The 20,579-nt window shown below is 33.4% G+C and carries 11 protein-coding genes and 1 other RNA gene; 4 read left to right on the forward strand and 8 right to left on the reverse strand.

Going from position 1 to position 20,579, the window contains the following annotated elements; translation table 11 throughout:
* Position 1: 1 nt before the first annotated feature.
* From E0F76_RS08055 to E0F76_RS08065, 3 genes are all read right to left on the reverse strand, one after another.
* Entirely contained in the window at positions 2-2,995 is a 2,994-nt protein-coding gene (locus E0F76_RS08055) for a SusC/RagA family TonB-linked outer membrane protein (RefSeq protein ID WP_132003965.1), read from the reverse strand.
* A 238-nt stretch (positions 2,996-3,233) separates the two neighbouring features.
* Entirely contained in the window at positions 3,234-5,999 is a 2,766-nt protein-coding gene (locus E0F76_RS08060) for a helix-turn-helix and ligand-binding sensor domain-containing protein (protein WP_246022009.1), read from the reverse strand.
* Between the two features lie 87 nt (positions 6,000-6,086).
* Positions 6,087-7,289, reverse strand: coding sequence for an NAD(P)-dependent oxidoreductase (locus E0F76_RS08065; protein ID WP_132003968.1), 1,203 nt, complete (start codon positions 7,287-7,289; stop codon positions 6,087-6,089).
* Positions 7,290-7,510: 221 nt separating this feature from the next.
* On the opposite strand from E0F76_RS08065, the gene E0F76_RS08070 reads away from it, so the two are divergent.
* The 3 genes from E0F76_RS08070 to E0F76_RS19280 all read left to right on the forward strand — a co-directional run bounded on the left by E0F76_RS08070 (position 7,511) and on the right by E0F76_RS19280 (position 10,204).
* The gene (locus tag E0F76_RS08070) at positions 7,511-8,701 is read left to right on the forward strand and encodes a serine hydrolase domain-containing protein (protein ID WP_132003971.1); all 1,191 of its coding nucleotides are present in this window, start codon (positions 7,511-7,513) and stop codon (positions 8,699-8,701) included.
* A gap of 188 nt (positions 8,702-8,889) precedes the next feature.
* Positions 8,890-9,285, forward strand: a transfer-messenger RNA (tmRNA) gene (gene ssrA, locus E0F76_RS08075).
* A gap of 781 nt (positions 9,286-10,066) precedes the next feature.
* Positions 10,067-10,204, forward strand: coding sequence for a hypothetical protein (locus tag E0F76_RS19280; protein ID WP_165932649.1), 138 nt, complete (start codon positions 10,067-10,069; stop codon positions 10,202-10,204).
* 85 nt (positions 10,205-10,289) lie between these two features.
* Here E0F76_RS19280 and E0F76_RS08080 read toward each other — a convergent pair whose 3' ends face one another.
* The 4 genes from E0F76_RS08080 to E0F76_RS08095 form a co-directional block, all read right to left on the reverse strand.
* Entirely contained in the window at positions 10,290-11,246 is a 957-nt protein-coding gene (locus E0F76_RS08080; RefSeq protein ID WP_132003974.1) for an aldo/keto reductase, read from the reverse strand.
* A 66-nt stretch (positions 11,247-11,312) separates the two neighbouring features.
* A complete protein-coding gene (gene bglX, locus E0F76_RS08085) occupies positions 11,313-13,607 on the reverse strand; it encodes a beta-glucosidase BglX (RefSeq protein WP_132003977.1) in 2,295 nt (764 codons plus the stop codon).
* Between the two features lie 143 nt (positions 13,608-13,750).
* Complete coding sequence (locus E0F76_RS08090) at positions 13,751-15,130, reverse strand: sialate O-acetylesterase (RefSeq protein ID WP_132003980.1); 1,380 nt, start codon at positions 15,128-15,130, stop codon at positions 13,751-13,753.
* Complete coding sequence (locus tag E0F76_RS08095; protein ID WP_132003983.1) at positions 15,120-16,217, reverse strand: SGNH/GDSL hydrolase family protein; 1,098 nt, start codon at positions 16,215-16,217, stop codon at positions 15,120-15,122. The genes E0F76_RS08090 and E0F76_RS08095 overlap by 11 nt, the downstream gene beginning before the upstream one ends.
* A gap of 358 nt (positions 16,218-16,575) precedes the next feature.
* On the opposite strand from E0F76_RS08095, the gene E0F76_RS08100 reads away from it, so the two are divergent.
* Entirely contained in the window at positions 16,576-17,562 is a 987-nt protein-coding gene (locus tag E0F76_RS08100) for an aldo/keto reductase (RefSeq protein ID WP_132003986.1), read from the forward strand.
* 243 nt (positions 17,563-17,805) lie between these two features.
* On the opposite strand, the gene E0F76_RS08105 is transcribed toward E0F76_RS08100, so the two are convergent.
* On the reverse strand, positions 17,806-20,579 hold a 2,774-nt coding region (locus tag E0F76_RS08105; protein WP_132003989.1), incomplete at its 5' end, for a T9SS type A sorting domain-containing protein.

Below are 20,579 nucleotides of genomic sequence, written 5' to 3' on the forward strand. Positions count from 1 at the left end.
TTTAAAATTTTAAATTAACACCAAAAACAAATGATCTCAATGTTGGGTAAGCATTTAACTCAATACCTTGAGAACCATACGGATCACCATCTCCATTTAATTCTGGAGAAAATCCTGAGAATTTTTGTGTGATAAATGGGTTTATTGCATTTACATACACTCTAGCGGAACTTATAAAATCACCTTTTAAAGGAATTTTATAACCTAAGGTAATATTGTTGACTCTAAAGAAATCACCAGACTCTAAGTAATAAGTCGATGCAATTGGCACTTGGTTAAAAGGACCTGGTTTTGTTGCTGTTAAATTATTAGGTGTCCAAAAATTTGTAGCTAGAGATTCCTCGATGTTTTCCCCTGCAAAACGTTGGGCTTTTTTTCCATTGTATACTTTAGCACCAGAGGTACCATAACCGTCAACAGATAAATCGAAGTTTTTATAAACTAAGCCTAAAGAAATTCCGTAAGTTGAAGTTGGCAATACTGAACCTACATATTTCCTATCAGCATCAACTACAGCATCTTGAGTTGCAGTTGTTCCATCCGCTTTGTAATACAACATTGTTCCCGTTGCACTGTCGAAGCCGGCATAGTCATACAAGAAGAAACTTCCCAATGGCTGACCAACTGAACTGTTAGCCAGTAATTTAGTATATTGCCCATTTCCTAGACCACCACCCAGAACAGCAGCTAGATTCGCATCTTTCAAGCTTTTAAGTTTATTGGTGTTGTTTGAATAATTACCGCCAATCCAATAACTGATATCGTCAGTGATTTTATCTTCCCAACGCAACGCAATTTCATATCCCTTGTTTGACACTTCACCAACGTGTGCTGGAGATGCAGAACTTACTCCTGAAGTTTGGAATGGAGTAGTATTTAAAATAACGTTTGTGGTTGTTTTGTCATAAACATCAAATGAACCTTTTAGTTTTCTGTTTAATAATTCAAAATCTAAACCCGCAGAAGCTTCTTCGGTAATTTCCCATGACAAACTTGGGTCAATTTGTGAGTTTATAGTTGTTCCTTCACTTAATATAGAACCACCTAAATAACCGATAAGTCCAGAAGAAAAAGATTGATTATTTAACGGAACTCTTTGATTTCCTAATCGTCCCCAACCTCCCCTAAGTTTTAATAAATCGATTCCATTTACATTAGCCAAGAAGTTTTCATTAGTCATAATCCAACCTAAACCAAAAGAGGGAAAAGTTCCCCAACGATAATCTTTACTAAAGTTCGATGAACCATCACGTCTTACAGTACCAGTAATTAAATATTTGTTCATCAATTTATATTGAAAACGACCGAAGTAAGATTGTAATCTGCTTTCGTTAGACACTTCATCTCTATAACTTGTTACGTTTCCAGCATATTCAGCACCAGATAATGCCCAATAGTTTGAATTCGCATTTACATCTTTTCTTACTACAGTCAATTTACTTGTGCTACCTACAGAAGAGGATTCCGTACCGGCAGTAAGCTCGATATCGTGTATGTCACCAAACTCTTTGTTATACGTAAAATAGTTTGATAAGTTCCAATTAAAACGATCTTCTCTACCCTTTGTTAAATCGTTTAAATGAGATGTAGTTGGGTAATTAGCAGCAACACGCGATGGATCTGCTGCTAACCAAATTGCTTTGGTATTACTATAATTATAGTTTTTCCAAGTGTAATTCTCTCCGTTAAATTGTGATGTGAATTTTAATGATTTTATGATTTCATAATCTAATTTTAAACCTCCTTGCATTAGAATACTTTTTTGTTGTTCGTCAAAAAAGTTTAAAGCAGCCACTGGATTTCCAACATTGTTAAATGAAGATCCGGATGTGCCTGCAAAACCATTATTTCCAACAAAAGAAACACCATATTGTCCATTAGGAAAATAAACAGGAACAATCGGTGATTGCTTGTAAGCAGTTGTAAACGCATCAAGCGGTTTTGGTGTAGAATGAGTATAACCAACACTAAATGTTTGATTTAAAGTCAATTTTTTAGAAATTTTATATTCATTGTTATTTCTAAAAGTAAGACGACTGTATTCTAAACCGTTTAAAATAGCTTTTTCTTCATAGTTCCCTAAGCTAAAAAAGTATTTAATACTTTCAGATGAACCAGACACAGAAACATTATTCTGATTATAAGAACCCGTTTTTGTAATAGCATTAAACCAATCTGTATTAATGGGTTGATCTTGTGAAAAAGTAGTAGATTGCAAAGCAGCATTAGTATAATGAGAAAACTGATTACTACCAGCCATTTTAACTGTTTTAAGAGGTTCTCTAAAACCCGCGAAGCTTTCAGCTTCAATACTTAATTTATTTCCTTTCCCTTTTTTAGTAGTAATAATGATTACACCATTTGACGCTCTATTACCATAAATAGCCAAGGAGGAAGCATCTTTAAGAATGTCATAAGAAACAATATCATTCGTATTGATGTTATTGATATTTTCAGTAGGCATACCATCAACAACAAATAAAGGAGTTCTTCCCCCTATTGCAGTTCCCATACCTCTAATAATTACTGAGGGTGTACTTCCAGGCAAATCAGATGACACCACTTGAACACCTGCTGCTTTACCTTGTATGGCCTGAGATGCATTCAAAACCTTAGTTTTCGAAATTTCATCCGCATTTATGGAAGTGATGGCTGTTGTATTATCAATTTTTTTACGAGTACCATACCCAATTACTACAACTTCTTTCAAAGTTGTTTCTGATTCTTTCAGGGCAACTGTCATATTAGAGGTTGCTTTTTTTGTAGTAGTTTCATATCCAATAAAAGAAAACTCTAAACTTTCGTTTTCTTTGGCATTGATAGAAAAATTACCATCAAAATCTGATGTTGTAGAAGCCTTTGTTTCCGTCGACACAATATTTGCACCTGGAATTGGCAATCCTTTTTCATCTTGTACTTTTCCTTTTATAACTTGACCAGACATATAAGCTGGAAGCAAGAGGAGCGCTAAAAAGCTAAAAATAAAATTTCTCATAAAATTTAGTTATTAAAGTTAGTATAGCTAAAGTAGGTAATTATAACGTTATAGTTAACTATTGTGGCATACTACACAAGTACATCAAATTTTAAAAAAGCTTACTAAAATCAGTGTTTAAAAGGGAATAATAACGAAAATGAGTATAGCACTACATCGTGATGATGTAGCGATGATGTAGTGTGAATTCATGAAATTATACTGTAAAATTAGATTATCTATAAAAAAATAAACTTATTTATAGCGATAAAAGAAACTTAGAAAGATTTTCGTCTTGAATAAGGTTCAATTTCTTTCTTAATCGATAGCGTTGCAATTCTACACCTCTAAAAGAAATATTCATCATAGGAGCAATTTCTTTAGAAGAAAGATTCATTTTTAAATAAACGCATAACTTAATGTCCTTTGGTGTAAGATTTGGATATTTTTTAGAAAGATTAATGATGAATTCATTGTGAATTTGATTCAAGTTGGATTCAAAAGTTTCCCATTCATGTTTGTTTACTGCATTGATTTTTATTGTCTTTTTGATTTCACTTTTGAGTCTGTTAAAATCAGCTTCAGAATCTAAAATTCCCTGAATATTCTCAATCATTTCGCTTTGCTTTGCAATTGAAAGTGATTTACTGGTAACCTCAGACGATTTAGTTTGTATTTCGAGTTCAAGAATATGTCTTTCATATTCTTGAATATTCAATTCATTTTCCGCTTTTAATTCTATTTCCAATATTTTCTTCTGATGCTTCAATTCCTCTTCTTGCAATTCTAATTTTTGAATGTAACGCATTTTATTCCATTTATAATAGAGATATAAAATCAGGCTTATAACAAGAATGTATAATGATATCATCCAAAAAGACAAATACCAAGGTTTTGCAACTACAAAATCAAAACCTGAAACTTTATTAAATGCTAACCCATCAAAGGAGTATATAGCTACAGCATGAGTACCGCTATTTAAATTAGATAAAACTATTAAACCTTCTTTTATAGGCAGAAAATCCTTTGATGAATTCAATTTATAAAATAAAATTGGTTTTGAATCACCATATATTCCTGATATCACACTTATTTTAAGTTCTGAAATAAACTTTATTTTTGAATTATTTACTACTAAGTCACCATTGTTATATGCTTCAATTGTTATTTTTGGAACAGGGTTAATTTCACTTTTTAAGTGCAATGAAATAAACCCATCATCAAGATTTAATAAATAATTATCACCACTTTTAAAAATTTTCAAATTATCATTTATCAGTTTTCCTTTATAGTATTTTTCTTGAATACTATTCCAAACAAATTTATTTTCACTAGCATAAATATGATATAAAATACCGTCCTGTAGCACTATAAAGTTATTCTCATCGATCGCAACTATGTCTGAAATATTTTGGAAATTAGTATTGAAAATTTTATTTTTTTCCAGTTTTTTGGAAATAGAATTATAAGTAAACCAGGAATTATGAATTAAAAAAAGCAGCTCATTTCGGAAATTAAAAATTTTCACCCCAAAATCATTTATCATTGCATTTTGTTGTGTAACATTCTCTACTTTAATGGTTTCAAAAGCATCATTATACATTATTAGATACAAACCTCTATAATTATCCGCAGCCCAAATCTCATTTTTTTTGTTTTGTGCTACATATTTAATCGGCTTAGAAAGTCCATTTATTCTAATATATTGAGGTAAATTATTTGGATCATTATAGATCAAGACTCCGCTGTAAGTAGCTTGAAAATACCAATTATTAATATTACTTTTTGTTAAATTCCACCCTCCGTTTATGGAATTTAATTTTGAAAAAACGCCGTTTTCATAAATAAACGTTCCTTCATTGTGACCAATCAGGTAGCTATTATTTATTTTTCCAATATCCCATGCTTGGCCTTGAGTATTGGGAACTAATGAAAAATGATTGTCACTATATTTAAAAATCCCGTGATTAGAAGCCATTAAGTAACCATTATCAATCGTAACCACCGAATATACAGAACCTAAAGTACCTGAATTATCATAAAATGTTAAAATTGGAGAGTTGACTTCAATATGGGCAATCCCATTGTCTAAACCCAGCCATAAATTATTTTCTTTATCTAGTCCAATACTCAAAATAGAATTATTCATCAAGATATTATTCCTATTTATATTTTTAAAGGAAGTATCATTCATGTCAACAATATAAACCCCTTCGCTAGCTGTGCCTACAATCAATTTATTGTTTTTTATAAACTTAGCTGCATTTATATTAGCCGTTTTCAATGTCTCGTTTAAGGGATTTTTCCAAGGAATGATAACTCCATTTTCAGCAACAAAAACCCCATTTTTTTTAGTGAAAAAGTATGTTTTGTTTTGAAACTTATCAATAGAATGAATAACGTTGTTTTTTAGAATTTCCCATCCTTTCATTTTTTCGATGTGAGAATGATTCAATTTATAAATCCCTTCTTCAACTGAAGCTACTAAAATCTCGTTATCAATAACAAAACAGTAGGAAATGAGAAACGGTAATTTAATTTCCCAAATACGTTTACCATCATATTGAAAAATACTATTGAATGACTGAAAATAAATAGTATTCTTTACTTTAAAAATTTTCCATATTTCTTCATTTTCACTATCTTCAAAAACCTTTTTTCCACTAGAAATGGAAACATAATTCATTTTCCCATTCTTACGGTGCCAATACCCAAATTCCTTATAAGAACCTGAATAAATACGGTCTCCATCTACCATTACAGATCGTATAATAGACTTGTTAGGCAAAGTATATTTCTCCCATTTTACGCCATCGTAACGCAATAAATAATGATTATTAGCAAAATACATTGCCCTATCATTGCCTTGGGCAACATTCCAGATTTGATTGTCACCTTGATAGATTGATTTGTTAAAATTTTCAACAAAAGGAAGTAACTCCTGGGAGTAAAGTTGCAATGATAAAAAACAAAAAATAATTATTTTTAAAGTTTTAGCAGTCAAAATAGCAGGATTTATTTTCAAATATAATCACATTTATTCACATAAAGAACAAAAAAGGCTTCCTAAATAAGAAGCCCAATATTAAATTAAAAGAATATCATTATTCAACTATTTCCCATCAACATAATCTTGCAAATAACTAAATCTCGCAGTAAGCTTTCCGTTTTCGGTGATTTTGGCTCGTTCTAGTATTCCATCTTTGTCTTTGTTGAAAAAAGCAGGAATGACATGTTCCATGAACATTTCGCCAAAACCGACGCTGGCATCTTTGGGCAATTCACAAGGTAAATTATCTACTGCCATTACAACAATAGCTGCTGGATGAAACACATCAACTTCTTTATTTTCACTGGGTAAATAACCGTATAATGGCTCCGCTATGGTCGATGAACGAAGTGTACAGGCTATTGGTCCATTGACATCACAGGAAATATCGGCAACGACTTTAATTTTACAATCCTTAGATTGGAGCATTTCACGAGTTAAAATAATTGGCGCTTCATTGGCATAAAAATGAGCTGTCAGATAAATATCGGATACTTTTGTGAATCGCTCAAAATCTGAAGTATACTCTAGAGGATTGTCAAAAAAGTCATTGAAATCCAATTTTATTCCGTCTTTTCTTTTGTTATAATCCAACACATCTATTTGGGTGTAAACGGCTTGGGTATAATTTTTAGATAAATAATTATCTACCGAAACTTCTTTAATTTTAACGGCATCCAATACTTCCTTAACGCCACTTGCCACTCTTCCAGTTCCGGTTACAACAAATTTCAAAGGAGGTAAAACAACTCTTTTCAAATGAGTAATTAAAGCTTCTTTGCCAGAAAGTGTTTCTGCTTTTGGGAGTTTAAACAATTCAAATTTTATTCCGAATGCACGAATACTATTGTAAACACCAACTATTCCAGCATATTTTCCAAAACCAATTAATCTGTGATTATGCGTATCTACAATTGTTTCATGATCATAAAAAACGATGTTCTTATCCAATAAAGCTTGCAAAAGTGTTCTATTATATGGCTGTTGTTTAATCGTATGGGAGAAAAAGAAATAGGATTTATTTGGAATTAAAGCAGCTACCGGAACCTCTTTTACTCCAAAAAAAACACCACAATCACTAATGTCATCAGCAACTTCAATTCCCATGTTTTTATATTCTAAATCATTAAAAACCCTGATGTCGGAACTTTCTACTTTTACAATAACATCTTGATGCAATTGTTTTAATCTTGCCAATTCATCTGGAGAAAATACGACTCTTCTATCGGGTGGATTTTTCCTTTCTTTTAAAATTCCGAATTTCATATACTTTATTTTTAGGCTATTTGTTACAAATATACCAATGAAAACGTTTTTGAATAACATTATTTCAAATTATTCTTACTCTTAAAATCATTAAAAACTGAAAACCAACACAATGGAAAACAGAGCAATTCTTTCAAAAAAAATAAATGATAATTTTTATATAAAAGGATAAACGAAAAGAGTTTGATTCAATATATTTGCCCTTTGCCAAAAATAAAAAAATGAATTTCAAAAAGACAATACAATTATTAAATTTAGTCCTCCTATTATTAGTGTTAAGTTCGTGTAAAAAACATGATAATGACATAAGCGATGCTGATCTTCCAAAAGACAGTTTACCTATGATGCACCCATCAGAAAAGGAACCATCAAAATTAACAGCGGCCTATATCAACAAAAAAAAGGCTGAAATTGAATCTTTTTACAATAAAAACTGGCCCCATAACAGCTTAAACGGAAGTTTTCTTGTCGCCAAAGACGGACAAATTATCTACGAAAGATATGAAGGCTATTCTAATTTAAGAGCTAAAACCCCCATAACGGCAGATACTCCCTTGCATCTTGCTTCAGTGAGCAAAATGGTCACTGCCACTGCAATTTTAAAATTAGTTAATGCCAATAAACTTAAATTAGATCAAAAAGTAAATTCTATTTTAAAAGAATTCCCTTATCCTGATGTTACTGTTAGAATGTTGTTGAATCACCGTAGTGGTATGAGAAGCTATTCGTATTTTACCGATAAAAAAGAAATTTGGGACAGGCATAAAACCATTACCAATCAACAACTTTTGACCCTAATGGCAACTAAACATATTGCCTTAGAATCTAAGACCAATACTCGATTTGCTTATTGCAATACCAATTATGCGATGTTGGCTTTAATAATCGAAAAAATAACTGGTTTGTCATATAAAGAAGCGATGAGTAAAATTATATTCAAACCTCTTGGAATGACTAACACCTTTGTTATGGATTATGACAAGGACAGGAAAACGGTTGTCCCTTCGTATAAAGGGAATAATGTAGAAATAGGAATGGATTTTTTAGATGCGATTTATGGAGATAAGAATATTTATTCTACCCCTCGTGATATTCTAAAACTAGACCAAGCAAGAAATGCGCCTTCATTTTTAGAACCTAGTTTATATAAACAAGTATTTGAAGGCTATAGTAATGAACATAAAGGCAAAAGGAATTATGGTCTAGGAATTCGAATGACACTATTAGACAATGGAGAAACGTTGTATTACCATAATGGCTGGTGGCATGGAAATACGTCATCTTATGTTAGTTTAAGAAGAGAGAATGTTACCTTAATATGCCTTTCTAATAAATTCTCCAGAAAACCATATGACATTCGAAAATTATCGGCTTTATTTGGCGATTATCCATTTGAATTGGGAGACGAATAAATTTTAGATTGCAGATTTTAGATTTACAGCTGAAATATCATTGCAAATGATTTTATCATTGTAATTTTTATTGTAATTGCATTTAAAATTGCCATTGCAAATCCATCAAAATTATTGTACTTTTGCAATATATTCTATTTATACTGTTGGATTCTAAAATCTAATATCATAAATCTAAAATAATAAATGGGGTCGACTGGTTTTGACAGCAAGTCGAATTGAAAAGTAAGCACGTCGAGAACTGGGACAATTCTCGTTAATAAAAGGTTTCAAAACACTTACACGGCGAAGGAAACTACGCTCTTGCTGCATAATCTGAATTATAGTAAGATTAGCCTCGTCCTACTAGGTAGGAAAGCAGGATTTACCTCGAAAGCTTTGGTTTATAGCGGTCGATAAAGGTGAATCGTAAATTTAAACCTAGATTTCCACAAGCTTCGGGTGGTTTTCGAAATTAAGAAGCTAAGTGTTGTGCGGCTGTTTCTGGCCAATCACAACATCGAAAATTCAATCAGGAAATAAGCGTGTAGAAAGTTTTTTAGTTGCTTGTTTGGACGGGAGTTCGACTCTCCCCGACTCCACTTTAAAAAATCGTAATTACCAATATATTAGGTAGTTACGGTTTTTTTTTATTTCTTAATTTGTACGATTTCTGTATTGTTGGTTAAAAATTGTAATTAAAACGTATTTTTTTTTACAAAATAAATGTTTTGTTTTGGGTGCATATTCTACACTTTTTGTACTAATTTAAAATATCTGATTTCTGAAAAGTTTTTATTCTAAATGTAATATAGTTTATTCTAAATGAACATATTTTGCTGCATTTTAGTTATTTAACTATTAATATTCATTTTATTTATTGTCTTTGTTGGCGGTGGGTGGTCAATTGGAGAATCTGTTGGAGGTGCTTTGTTTCCTATTGAAAAAGATGAAAAACATACCTATATTGATAAATCAGTACATCATCATCATGAACACAAAAATATTACTATTATTTATGAGACTCCTAAAAAAAAGATTTTTGAATTAAAGGAATCAAAAGAAAAAAAGAGTAATCAAACAAAAAGCTCAAAGTCTTAATTTCTTATTTACTATAAAACTAAACCTCACATCTATGAAAGGTTTAGTTTTAAATTTTATTTTAAACTCGTTGTAATTTCTTTGCCTTTTTCTAATAACTTGAAAAACTAGGACAAATTAAATAATATCCTGCTGAATAATCTTTGTCAATTTTTGCCAATTGATGAAAAGTTAGTGCCATTTAGGACCACTTTTTTAAATCCAATTACGTCCAAAACTTAAATATCCAATTACGTCCAAATCTTTAAAAATCTATTCCAAAGAAAAACATCTACTTTTTTAGTGTTGAAGTTAAGTAGTGATGGAAAATGGAGTGCAGGCGACCCTTTAACTACTGATCCGCCACAAGAACCGCAAGGTTTAAATTCGGTTTTTCCAACAGAAAAATCAACATTAAAAATCGTAAAAAAAATACAATTGTAAATTGAAATAATTATAAAATTGAAATAAACAAAAAGGCACAGTTTAAAAAAACCGTACCTTTTTTTATGCAAATATTAGAGGCTACTTATTTTAAAATATTCTCAATTGCATTCAACTCGTCAGCTGTGAAATCAAGATTTTGTAAACTATCTATATTATTATTTAACTGTCCTACTGAACTTGCTCCAATTAATACCGAAGTAATTCTGTTGTCTTTTAACAACCAAGCCAAAGCCATTTGCGCCAAAGATTGGTTTCTGTTTTTAGCAATTCCATTCAAAGCTACTATTTTAGTCACTTTCTCTTCAGATATCTCTTCTAATTGTAAATGGCCGTTTGGATTAGAAGCCCGAGAATTTTTAGGAACACCTTTTAAGTATTTATCAGTAAGTAATCCTTGTGCCAATGGCGAAAAGGCAATACATCCCACTCCTTTTTCATCAAGTACATTCAGCAAACCTTCCTCACAATTGCGGACAAACATCGAATATTTTTCTTGATGAATCAAACAAGGAGTTCCTAATTGTTTCAGAATTTCTGTAGCTTTTTTCGTTTGCTCCGCTGGATAATTAGAAATTCCTGCATACAATGCTTTTCCGCTTCTAACGGCATAGTCTAAAGCCATCATGGTTTCTTCAAGTGGCGTGTTGGGGTCAAAGCGATGTGAATAGAAAATATCTACATACTCTAAATTCATTCGTTTTAAACTCTGGTTTAAACTGGATATCAAGTATTTTCTTGAACCCCATTCTCCATAAGGACCTTCCCACATTTTGTACCCTGCCTTTGTAGCAATCACCATTTCATCACGTAAATTCCCTTGGAAATTATTTTTTAGAATTTTACCAAAATTAGTTTCTGCAGACCCTGGAATTGGTCCGTAATTATTGGCTAAATCAAAATGGGTTATACCTTTATCAAAAGCTTCTTTAACTATATTTTCTCCGTTTTCAAAATTATCTACTGAACCGAAATTATGCCATAATCCAAGAGAAATTTGTGGCAGTAATAAACCACTTTTTCCACATCTGTTGTATTCCATTTGTTTTTATTTTATATTTAAGATAAATCTGTAAAGTCCCTTTTTATCCTTAAAATCTGTTTTTTTTTATTTTATTTCAAAACTACTTTCCAAACCTTTGTCAGAGCTTCCTCCCATCATGATTTTAAAAGTTCCTGGTTCAACTAAATAGTTTCCGTTGTTATCAAAGAAACCTAATTCTTTATCTGTTAATGTCAATGTTACGGTTTTAGTTTCTCCTTTTTTCAAGTCAACCAATTCAAAACCTTTTAATTCTTTAACAGGACGCGCTAAACTAGCTACGACATCGTGAATGTACAATTGAACAACCTCCTTTCCATCAAAATTCCCAGTATTGGTAACGTCAACAGAAACATTTACTGCTGCTCCTAAAGCAATAGTAGATTTATCTAATTTTAAATTTTTGTACTCAAAAGAGGTATAACTTAATCCAAAACCAAAAGGGAATTGTGGTGTTTTCTCAACATCAGTATAGTGCGACCAAAACACATTTCCTTCTCCATTTGTTGGCCTTCCTGTACTGTAATTGTTATAATAAATTGGCACCTGTCCTACATTTCTTGGGAATGACATTGGCAATTTACCACTTGGATTATAATCACCATATAAAACTTGAGCAACAGCATTTCCAGTTTGTGTACCTAGATGCCAAGCTTCAACAATTGCAGGAATATGTTCCGCTGCCCATGGCAATGCTAAAGGTCTTCCATTGTTTAAAACCAAAACAACATTTGGATTCACTTTGTAAATGGCTTCTAGTAATTCTTGTTGTACCCCTGGTAAATCAAGATTCGTTCTACTACGTCCCTCCCCTGATTGAAAACCGTGCTCTCCTAAAACCATTACTACAACATCCGCAGCTGCAGCAACTTTTTTGGCAGCTTCAAATCCGCTTTTATCAGTCGTATTGAAAACCAATTCTTCAATAAATGCCGTTTTCCCAATGGTTAAATCGGCTCCTTTTTCAAAAGTCAACTGATTTCCTTTGTACTGTTGCATTCCTTCTAAAACGGAAACTGCCGTATTATCATCCGAAGCAATTCTCCAACTTCCTAAAGGACTATTTTTATCATTTGCTAATGCACCAATCAACGCAATTTTTTGTCCCGATTTTTTTAGCGGAAGCAAATTAGAATCATTTTTCAACAACACAATTGATTTTTTGGCCATGTCCAATACTCCGTCATTATTGGCTTTATTTCCAATAGTTGCTTTTTCTCGTTTCTCGTCACAGTATTTATACGGATCATCAAATAAGCCCAATTCAAATTTCACTCTTAAAATTCGGCGAACGGCATCATCAACTAACGCTTCTTTTACTTTTCCTTCTTTAACTAATTTTGCCAATTCAGCCACATACATATATGATTCCATATCCATATCAGAACCTGCTGTTATTGCTTTTTGTGCAGCATCTGCCCCATCTTTTGCATAACCATGAATTATCATTTCCTTTACTGAAGCCCAATCAGAAACCACAAATCCGTCAAAATTCCATTTTCCTTTTAGAATATCTCTTTGCAAAAAAGCATTTCCAGTTGCAGGAACCCCATTTAAGATATTAAACGAGTTCATAAACGTACGAACACCTGCTTCTGCTGCCGCATGAAACGGAGGCAAAACTTCATTATACAATCTTGAATTACTAATATCTACTGTATTGTATTCCTTTCCTGCTTCGGCAAAACCATAAGCCGCAAAATGTTTCGCGCAAGCCGCAATCGTGTTTACTTTTAGCAAATCAGCTCTAGTATCACCTTGAAATCCGGTAACTCTAGCTATTGCCACTTTACTTCCTAAATATGCATCTTCACCGGCACCTTCCATTACACGACCCCAACGCGCATCATGAGATACATCCACATTTGGTCCAAAAGTCCAGTTGATTCCCACTGCCGATGCTTCAGCTGCAGCTACCTGAGCCGATTTCTTAATCGCTTCCATATCCCAACTCGCTGCTTCAGCAAGCGGAATTGGACTCAAGGTTTTATACCCGTGAATTACATCAAATCCTATGATTAATGGGATTCCCAAACGCGTTTCTTCAACTGCTATTTTTTGAACCGCTTTTACTTCCTTCACTCCACGAACGGATAACATAGATCCAACTAACCCAGCACGCAGGTGCTTGTATTTCAATTCTGCATTTCCGGCTGTTGGAGCCGGTCCGGTCACTTCCCAAAATCCGTTGTATTGATTCATTTGTCCCACTTTTTCTTCCAGTGTCATTTGTTTCATTAACAAATCAATACGTTCTTCAGTAGGTTTTGTTTTATCTAAATAAGGTTTTTTCTGTGCATTCACAGCTCCAATGGTAATCAGGGTAAAAATCCCCGCTGTAATTATTTTTTTAGTGTCCATAGATTATTTTGGTTTTCTTTGGTTTTCTTTTTTGGGCGTGACCCTTCGTAAAAACTTCGGGTCGGGCTATTCGGCTTTATCTCTCCGCTACGCTGCGAGGATATCGCCTATTATCCCTCACGCAATATTATAATTCAACTTTACTATTCCGTTATAAATGACGAAGCAGGCAAGTTGGCTTTATTAAATAAATCGGATTGTGCTGTGTTCTTCCATGAAAAACGCACTTTCACAGGATGTGGTACTTTTTTAGATTTCAATAACACCGCATTGTTTATTATACCCGCATCAGCCTCATAAAAAATAGTATCTACTCCTGCAATCTCAAATTGACTTGAATTTTTGCTTGTAAAATGCAAACCTTCTGCGAAATCAAAAGCAACAATAACTTTATTCTTTTCTATTTTAATGTCTTTATAAAGTGGCCCGTTTACCAAATCTGAATTGGTTTTATAGGTTTTGGCCAAAGCCAAATTCGCTAAACGAACTCCCACTGATTTCTTGTCTTTTGGATGAATATCATTTGTTGGCGAAATATCACTTGTTACCACCATTCCAGTATTAGGAACTTCCTCCAACACTTTGCGTTGGGCATTTCTAATTATAGCTCCACCAAAATGATTTTCCCCATATTGATAAGGTGCAATCTGAACATAATAAAAGGGAAACTCATAATTCCATAATTTTCTCCAAGAGGTTATCAAAGCCGAAAAAGTTTTTTCATAAACTGATGAACCCACATTTGATTCGCCTTGATACCAAATCACACCAGCAATTTTGAATCCTATCAAAGGATAAATCATGGCATTAAAAGCACGTCCCGGCTGGTTGGGTCCATACGATTCTTCTTTTCTTGTCTTAGCACTTTCTAATAAAACAGTATCATTTATAATGACATCCTCTGGCATCCAAATTTCTGCCGGAGTTCCTCCCCAATTGGAAGAAATCAAGCCAATAGGTACATTTTTTAATTCTTCCTGTAACCGTTTGGCAAAGAAATAACCAGTGGCACTAAAATTTTTCATGGTTTCTGGCGTACATTCCGTCCAGCTTCCAGATACATTATTTTGTGGTGTAGTAGCTGTTAATTTAGGTATTGAAAAAAAACGAATATTGGCATTCGTAGCATTTTTTACTGCTTCTTCTCCATTTTCAATTCCCCAACTTGCAGACATTTCCATATTCGATTGTCCTGAACAAATCCAAACTTCGCCAATCAAAATATTCTTCAATACAATTTCGTTATATCCCTTTATAGAAATAGTGTAAGGTCCACCTTCTTTTGGAGTTGGCATCTTTATTTCCCATTTCGCCTGATTATTGGTTTTTATTTTATACGTTTCCTGATTCCAACTCGGACTGATAACCACTTCTTCTTGTGGATTTGCCCAACCCCAAATCGTAATTTCTGAGTTGCGTTGCAACACCATATTGTCCGAAATCACATTCGGAAGTGTCACATTTGCGATTATCGAATTTGAAATCAATATCAAAAAAAGGTAAAAAAGGCTCTTATTTTTCATCAAGTATTTTTTTAAAGAATGGAGTTAATTGATCTGCCATAATTTTATGATCGGCAATATCAGGATGTGAGCCACAACCATTGGGCTTCATCGGTTTGAATTCGAATAATGCAATATCTTTATGCAATTTATCAGTTTCAAAAGCTGCAATTACTTTTTTCAAACAACGTAGTAAAGTCAGGTTTCTATCTCCAGAAACCATTGGACTATTTAATAAAACTATTTGTGTTTTTGGTGAATGCCTGTAAACTGTTTTAATGAAGTTAATATAGTTTGCTACATATTTATCTTCGTTAAAAGGCAGTCTTGCTTTGTGACCGTCACCTTCAGAAAGGTCATTGGTTCCCAAACAAATACTCACTACATCCGGTTGCAAAGCAAAATCATAGGGTTTTGAATTGTCTTTATTCAAATACAAGTTTTCATATACATCGGGCATGATAGCTTCATTAATGTGTTCATCATTCCAGTTGCGATACATCCCGATTCCCGAAACAGAACTCAATAAAAAATCAGTTTTCAATGTTCGGGAAAGTATAGGTCCGTATGCCCAATAAGCATTGTGTTGGTCGTACCAATCGCCAGTACCACAAGGGATTTCTAAGTCATTTCCCATCCCACAAGTAATTGAATTTCCAATAAATTCAATTTTCTTATGCATCTTCCTACTTGATTTTTTAATTTTTGCAGTAGTTCCTGCAAACAAAACGGTTCCGTTTGCTGCTTCTGTAGCTTTATAAATAGCCAAATGATGTTTTTTGTTTTTGTTCGTTACGGCTATAGGAAAATTTTGAACACCCCCTTTTTCAATTCGGATTCTCCTAATATATTTGCCATCCAATTCTAATGCAACATAATTATGGTGTTCATAAGAATCTACACTTTGTAAACTGATTTCACAAGAAATCCCTTCAAAATCAAAAGAAACTGATGACGCTGAACCTATCAACAGCACTTTATTATTGTCTCGCAATTCCACTCTGCCCTCATAGTGATATGAAGTACATTTATCTTCACTTTTTTGAGCAGTCGAACTAACTCCAATCACCAATAGTAAAATTAAAAGGTATTTATTTTTAAGAATCATAATTTATTTATTAAAATAAAAACATATATCACAAACTTATGCTTATTTACCATATAATAAAAGTACTAAAATTGCAAATTGTGATAATATTATTCCAATTGGGGGATTTTAATCCAATGTGGGATTTTTTTCAATATATTATATCAAAAATACTGTAAAAACTTAGAAATAGTATTTGTTAAAAAAAATCATATAACAAATAAAATAAGTGATCCTAACATAATTATAGCCATAAACTTATATGCTATTAACATGATTTTCGAAATAAAAAATTCATTTTAAGACTACCAATTGGAATTTTCTCCAACCAATCTTAAAAAAAAAAGTAGTTACTTTGTAATAAGAAAAGATAAAAAACATGAAATATAGAAGACTAGGCAAAACAAATTTAAATATTTCCGAAATAGCTCTTGGAACATGGCAAGTAGGAGGAAAATGGGGTTCGCCGTTTAATGATAAATCGGCCGATGAAATAATAAATACTGCGATTGATAACGGAGTAAACTTTATTGACACTGCTGATGTGTATGAAAACGGATTGAGTGAAACTGCTGTTGGTAGAGTAATTCGTTCCCGTTCAGAACGCATTTATGTTGCCACAAAATGTGGGAGACATATCAACCCGCATGTTAGTGAAGGCTATCAACCTAAAGTTTTACAACAATTCGTTGAAGATAGTTTAAGAAGAACTGGGCTTGAAACTTTGGATTTAATCCAATTGCATTGTCCTCCAGGTGAGGTGTACTTCCGTCCTGAAATCTTTGAATTATTCGATCGATTGAAGGAGCAAGGAAAAATCCAAAACTTAGGTGTTAGTGTCGAAAAAGTAGATGAAGCTTTCAAAGCTATCGAATATTCTAATGTTACCACTGTCCAACTTATCTTTAATCTTTTCCGTCAAAAACCTGCCGAATTGTTTTTCAAAGAAGCACAAAAAAAGGACATTGGAATCATTGCAAGAGTGCCTTTAGCTAGTGGACTTCTTACAGGATTGTTTGATTCTAAAACCACCTTTGACCCACAAGATCATAGAAATTTCAATCGAAATGGTGAAGCTTTCGACAAAGGAGAAACCTTTTCAGGGATTGATTATGAATTGGGATTACAAGCTGTAGCCGCATTGAAATCTTTATTCCCTGAAACTACAAATTTGGCTCCTATTGCCTTGCAATGGATATTAAATCACCCAGAAATTAGTTGTATTATCCCGGGTGCTTCAAAAGTAAGTCATGTGCAATCCAATTTATCGATTTATGATTTACCAAAATTATCAGCCGATAAAATTGTAGCAATGAATGAAATTTATGACGAGTATATAAAACCAAGTGTACACCCACTCTGGTAAATAAATTAGTTTATATTATCTAAAAGGTTAACCTGTATTATTATAACACTAATGTTCAATAAATCCAACTTCATAATGATGCTTTGATCGTTATAAATATGCCGAATTATTAAATAAATCTTATCTAGATATATTATTTTTATCTAAAACACACTCCGTATAGACAAAAACTAGACAGATAGCATTAAACAAAAAACCATCCCGAATTGGGATGGTTTTGTTTTAAATTATATTAAAATAGATTTATTCTTTTACCAACCGTACTGTTTTTTGATTGGTACCTTGACTCACTTTAGTGAAGTAAGCCCCTGTTGGTAGTTCTTCTCCAAACTGAATCATTTGGCCAGCATCACTTTCAATGTGTTTTATAGTTCTTCCTAAAGCATCATATACCATAACGTCTACTTTTTCTTTGCTTTCCCCAAGCACTTCGAGAGTAAACTGGTATTTGGCCGGGTTAGGATAGACTAAAACGTTAAATGGAACCGGTTCAGCTGGTAACTCAATTACTTGTTTAGCAGTAACCGCTTCTGAATTTATACGAGCAGTAGGAGTTCCCAAATTAAAGCCACTATGCACTTTTAGATTTCCACCTGTAAGTTTCATTTGTTCCGTTTTAAAAGAAACCCAATTACTTGAGAAAATAATATTTGAAGGAACAGTAGGATCTGCAGTACCTTCTACCAATACAAAAGATATCATATCATTTAATCCAGGCTCGCCTTTATCCGTCATCTTAACATATAGGTATTTATTACCACCCATCGAAATTGTTGAAAGTGGATTCGTAATATCTGTTAAATTGGTTTTAGATACATACTCAGCTGTCTGAATTTCTGGATTAGATGCATTTACACCTAATGATTGCATCGCATTCGCTTTTATTTGATAGGAATGTACAATACCATCACTTTCCATTCTGCGGAAGATAATATTCATATTACCATTCAGGTTTTTACCTGTTTTATTAAACTTCACATTAAATCCAAAGTTCACTTTTTTACCCGATGTAGAAGCCAAAGTTCCAATTGACTGTGCTGGTACTATATAACCACCTCCAGTAATGAAGTCACCTACTGGTAAATAAACAGTAACAACTACATTATCATCCGCATTATTTCGGATATAATAACCATTATCAACTAATATACCTACGGTAAGAAACTTATAATCAGCGCTTAAAAGATTTACTAGATAATTAAATGAAACCGTTCCAACTTTCGTATCAGAAGGATTTAATAAGGTTGTTACAGGAATCCATCCAGAAATTGGAGCATTACTATTGTCTCTATCGACAAACATTACCTTTGCATTTCTAATATCTCCTGGATAGGCATCGTAAGCAGGATCACTAGGCGTTTGTGGGACTGAAACATCAAAGATATTAGCTCTTAGTTGAACTGTAGCATAAGTTGTGGATGAATTATCCGTTGCTTTCATCGCATCTCCAGTGTAATCTACCCTAGCATCTTCGTTGGTAATAGTTAATGAAGTTGTTGGCCCCAAGTTACTGATTACAAAATTACTATCTACACTGTTTATAACAGCAGTAACTATTTTTGAACCAGGAGACATTTGCCCTGCTACTCCCTCTATTAAAGCATAGGTAGTTGTAGCAACTAAATCTAAACCACTTACAATAAAGTTAGCTGTACCCATTATTTGTGTACCCACTTTAAATGTAGCAGAAACTGCTGCCTGAGGACCACCCACTACTAATGGAGCTCCTCCTACTATTCTTGCTGTAAAGGTAGCTTGATCACTGTATTGAACAGTGGTTGGACCAACAGCTACTAATGAATTTGCTGGAGCTGCATTTATTGTTAAGGCGCCATTTAGATTTGTTATAGTATAGTTCGCTAATCTACTAGCTGAATCTACTAAAGTACCTATAATTGGATATGTTGATCCTGCTACAGTTGCATTGGCTGGATCACCAGAACTTGCTCTAGTTACAGTAATCACATCTCCAGCTACCACTCCAGTAATACTGCCACTGTAGTCCGCATTGGTTAAGGTAACACCATAAACTTTCGAACGATCTGTATTAACTACAACAATTGATGCTTTGGTTACTGTTAATGCTCCATTTGGATTTGTTATAGTATAGTTCGCTAATCTACTAGCTGAATCTACTAAAGTACCTATAATTGGATAGTTTGATCCTACTACAGTTGCATTGGCTGGATCACCAGAACTAGCTCTAGCTACAGTAATCACATCTCCAGCTACCACTCCTATAATACTGCCACTGTAGTCCGCATTGGTGAAAGTAACACCATACACTTTCGAACGATCTGTATTAACTACAACAATTGATGCTTTGGTTACTGTTAATACTCCATTTGGATTTGTTATAGTATAGTTCGCTAATCTACTAGTTGGATCTACCAAAGTTCCTATTATTGGATATGTTGATCCTGCTACAGTTGCATTGGCTGGATCACCAGAACTAGCTCTTGTAACACTAATCACATCTCCCGCAACTACACCTGTAATACTGCCACTGTAGTCCGCATTGGTGAAAGTAACACCATACACTTTCGAACGATCTGTATTAACTACAACAATTGATGCTTTGGTTACTGTTAAGGCGCCATTTAGATTTGTTATAGTATAGTTCGCTAATCTACCAGCTGAATCTACCAAAGTTCCTATTATTGGATAGGTGGATCCTGCTACAGTTGCATTGGCTGGATCACCAGAACTTGCTCTAGCTACAGTAATCACATCTCCCGCTACTACTCCAGTAATACTGCCACTGTAGTCCGCATTGGTGAAAGTAACACCATACACTTTCGAACGATCTGTATTAACTACAACAATTGATGCTTTGGTTACTGTTAAGGCGCCATTTGGATTTGTTATAGTATAGTTCGCTAATCTACTTGCTGAATCTACCAAAGTTCCTATTATTGAATATGTTGATCCTGCTACAGTTGCATTGGCTGGATCACCAGAACTAGCTCTTGTAACACTAATCACATCTCCCGCTACTACTCCAGTAATACTGCCAC

The organism is Flavobacterium cellulosilyticum (assembly GCF_004349355.1).
GTDB lineage: Bacteria > Bacteroidota > Bacteroidia > Flavobacteriales > Flavobacteriaceae > Flavobacterium > Flavobacterium cellulosilyticum.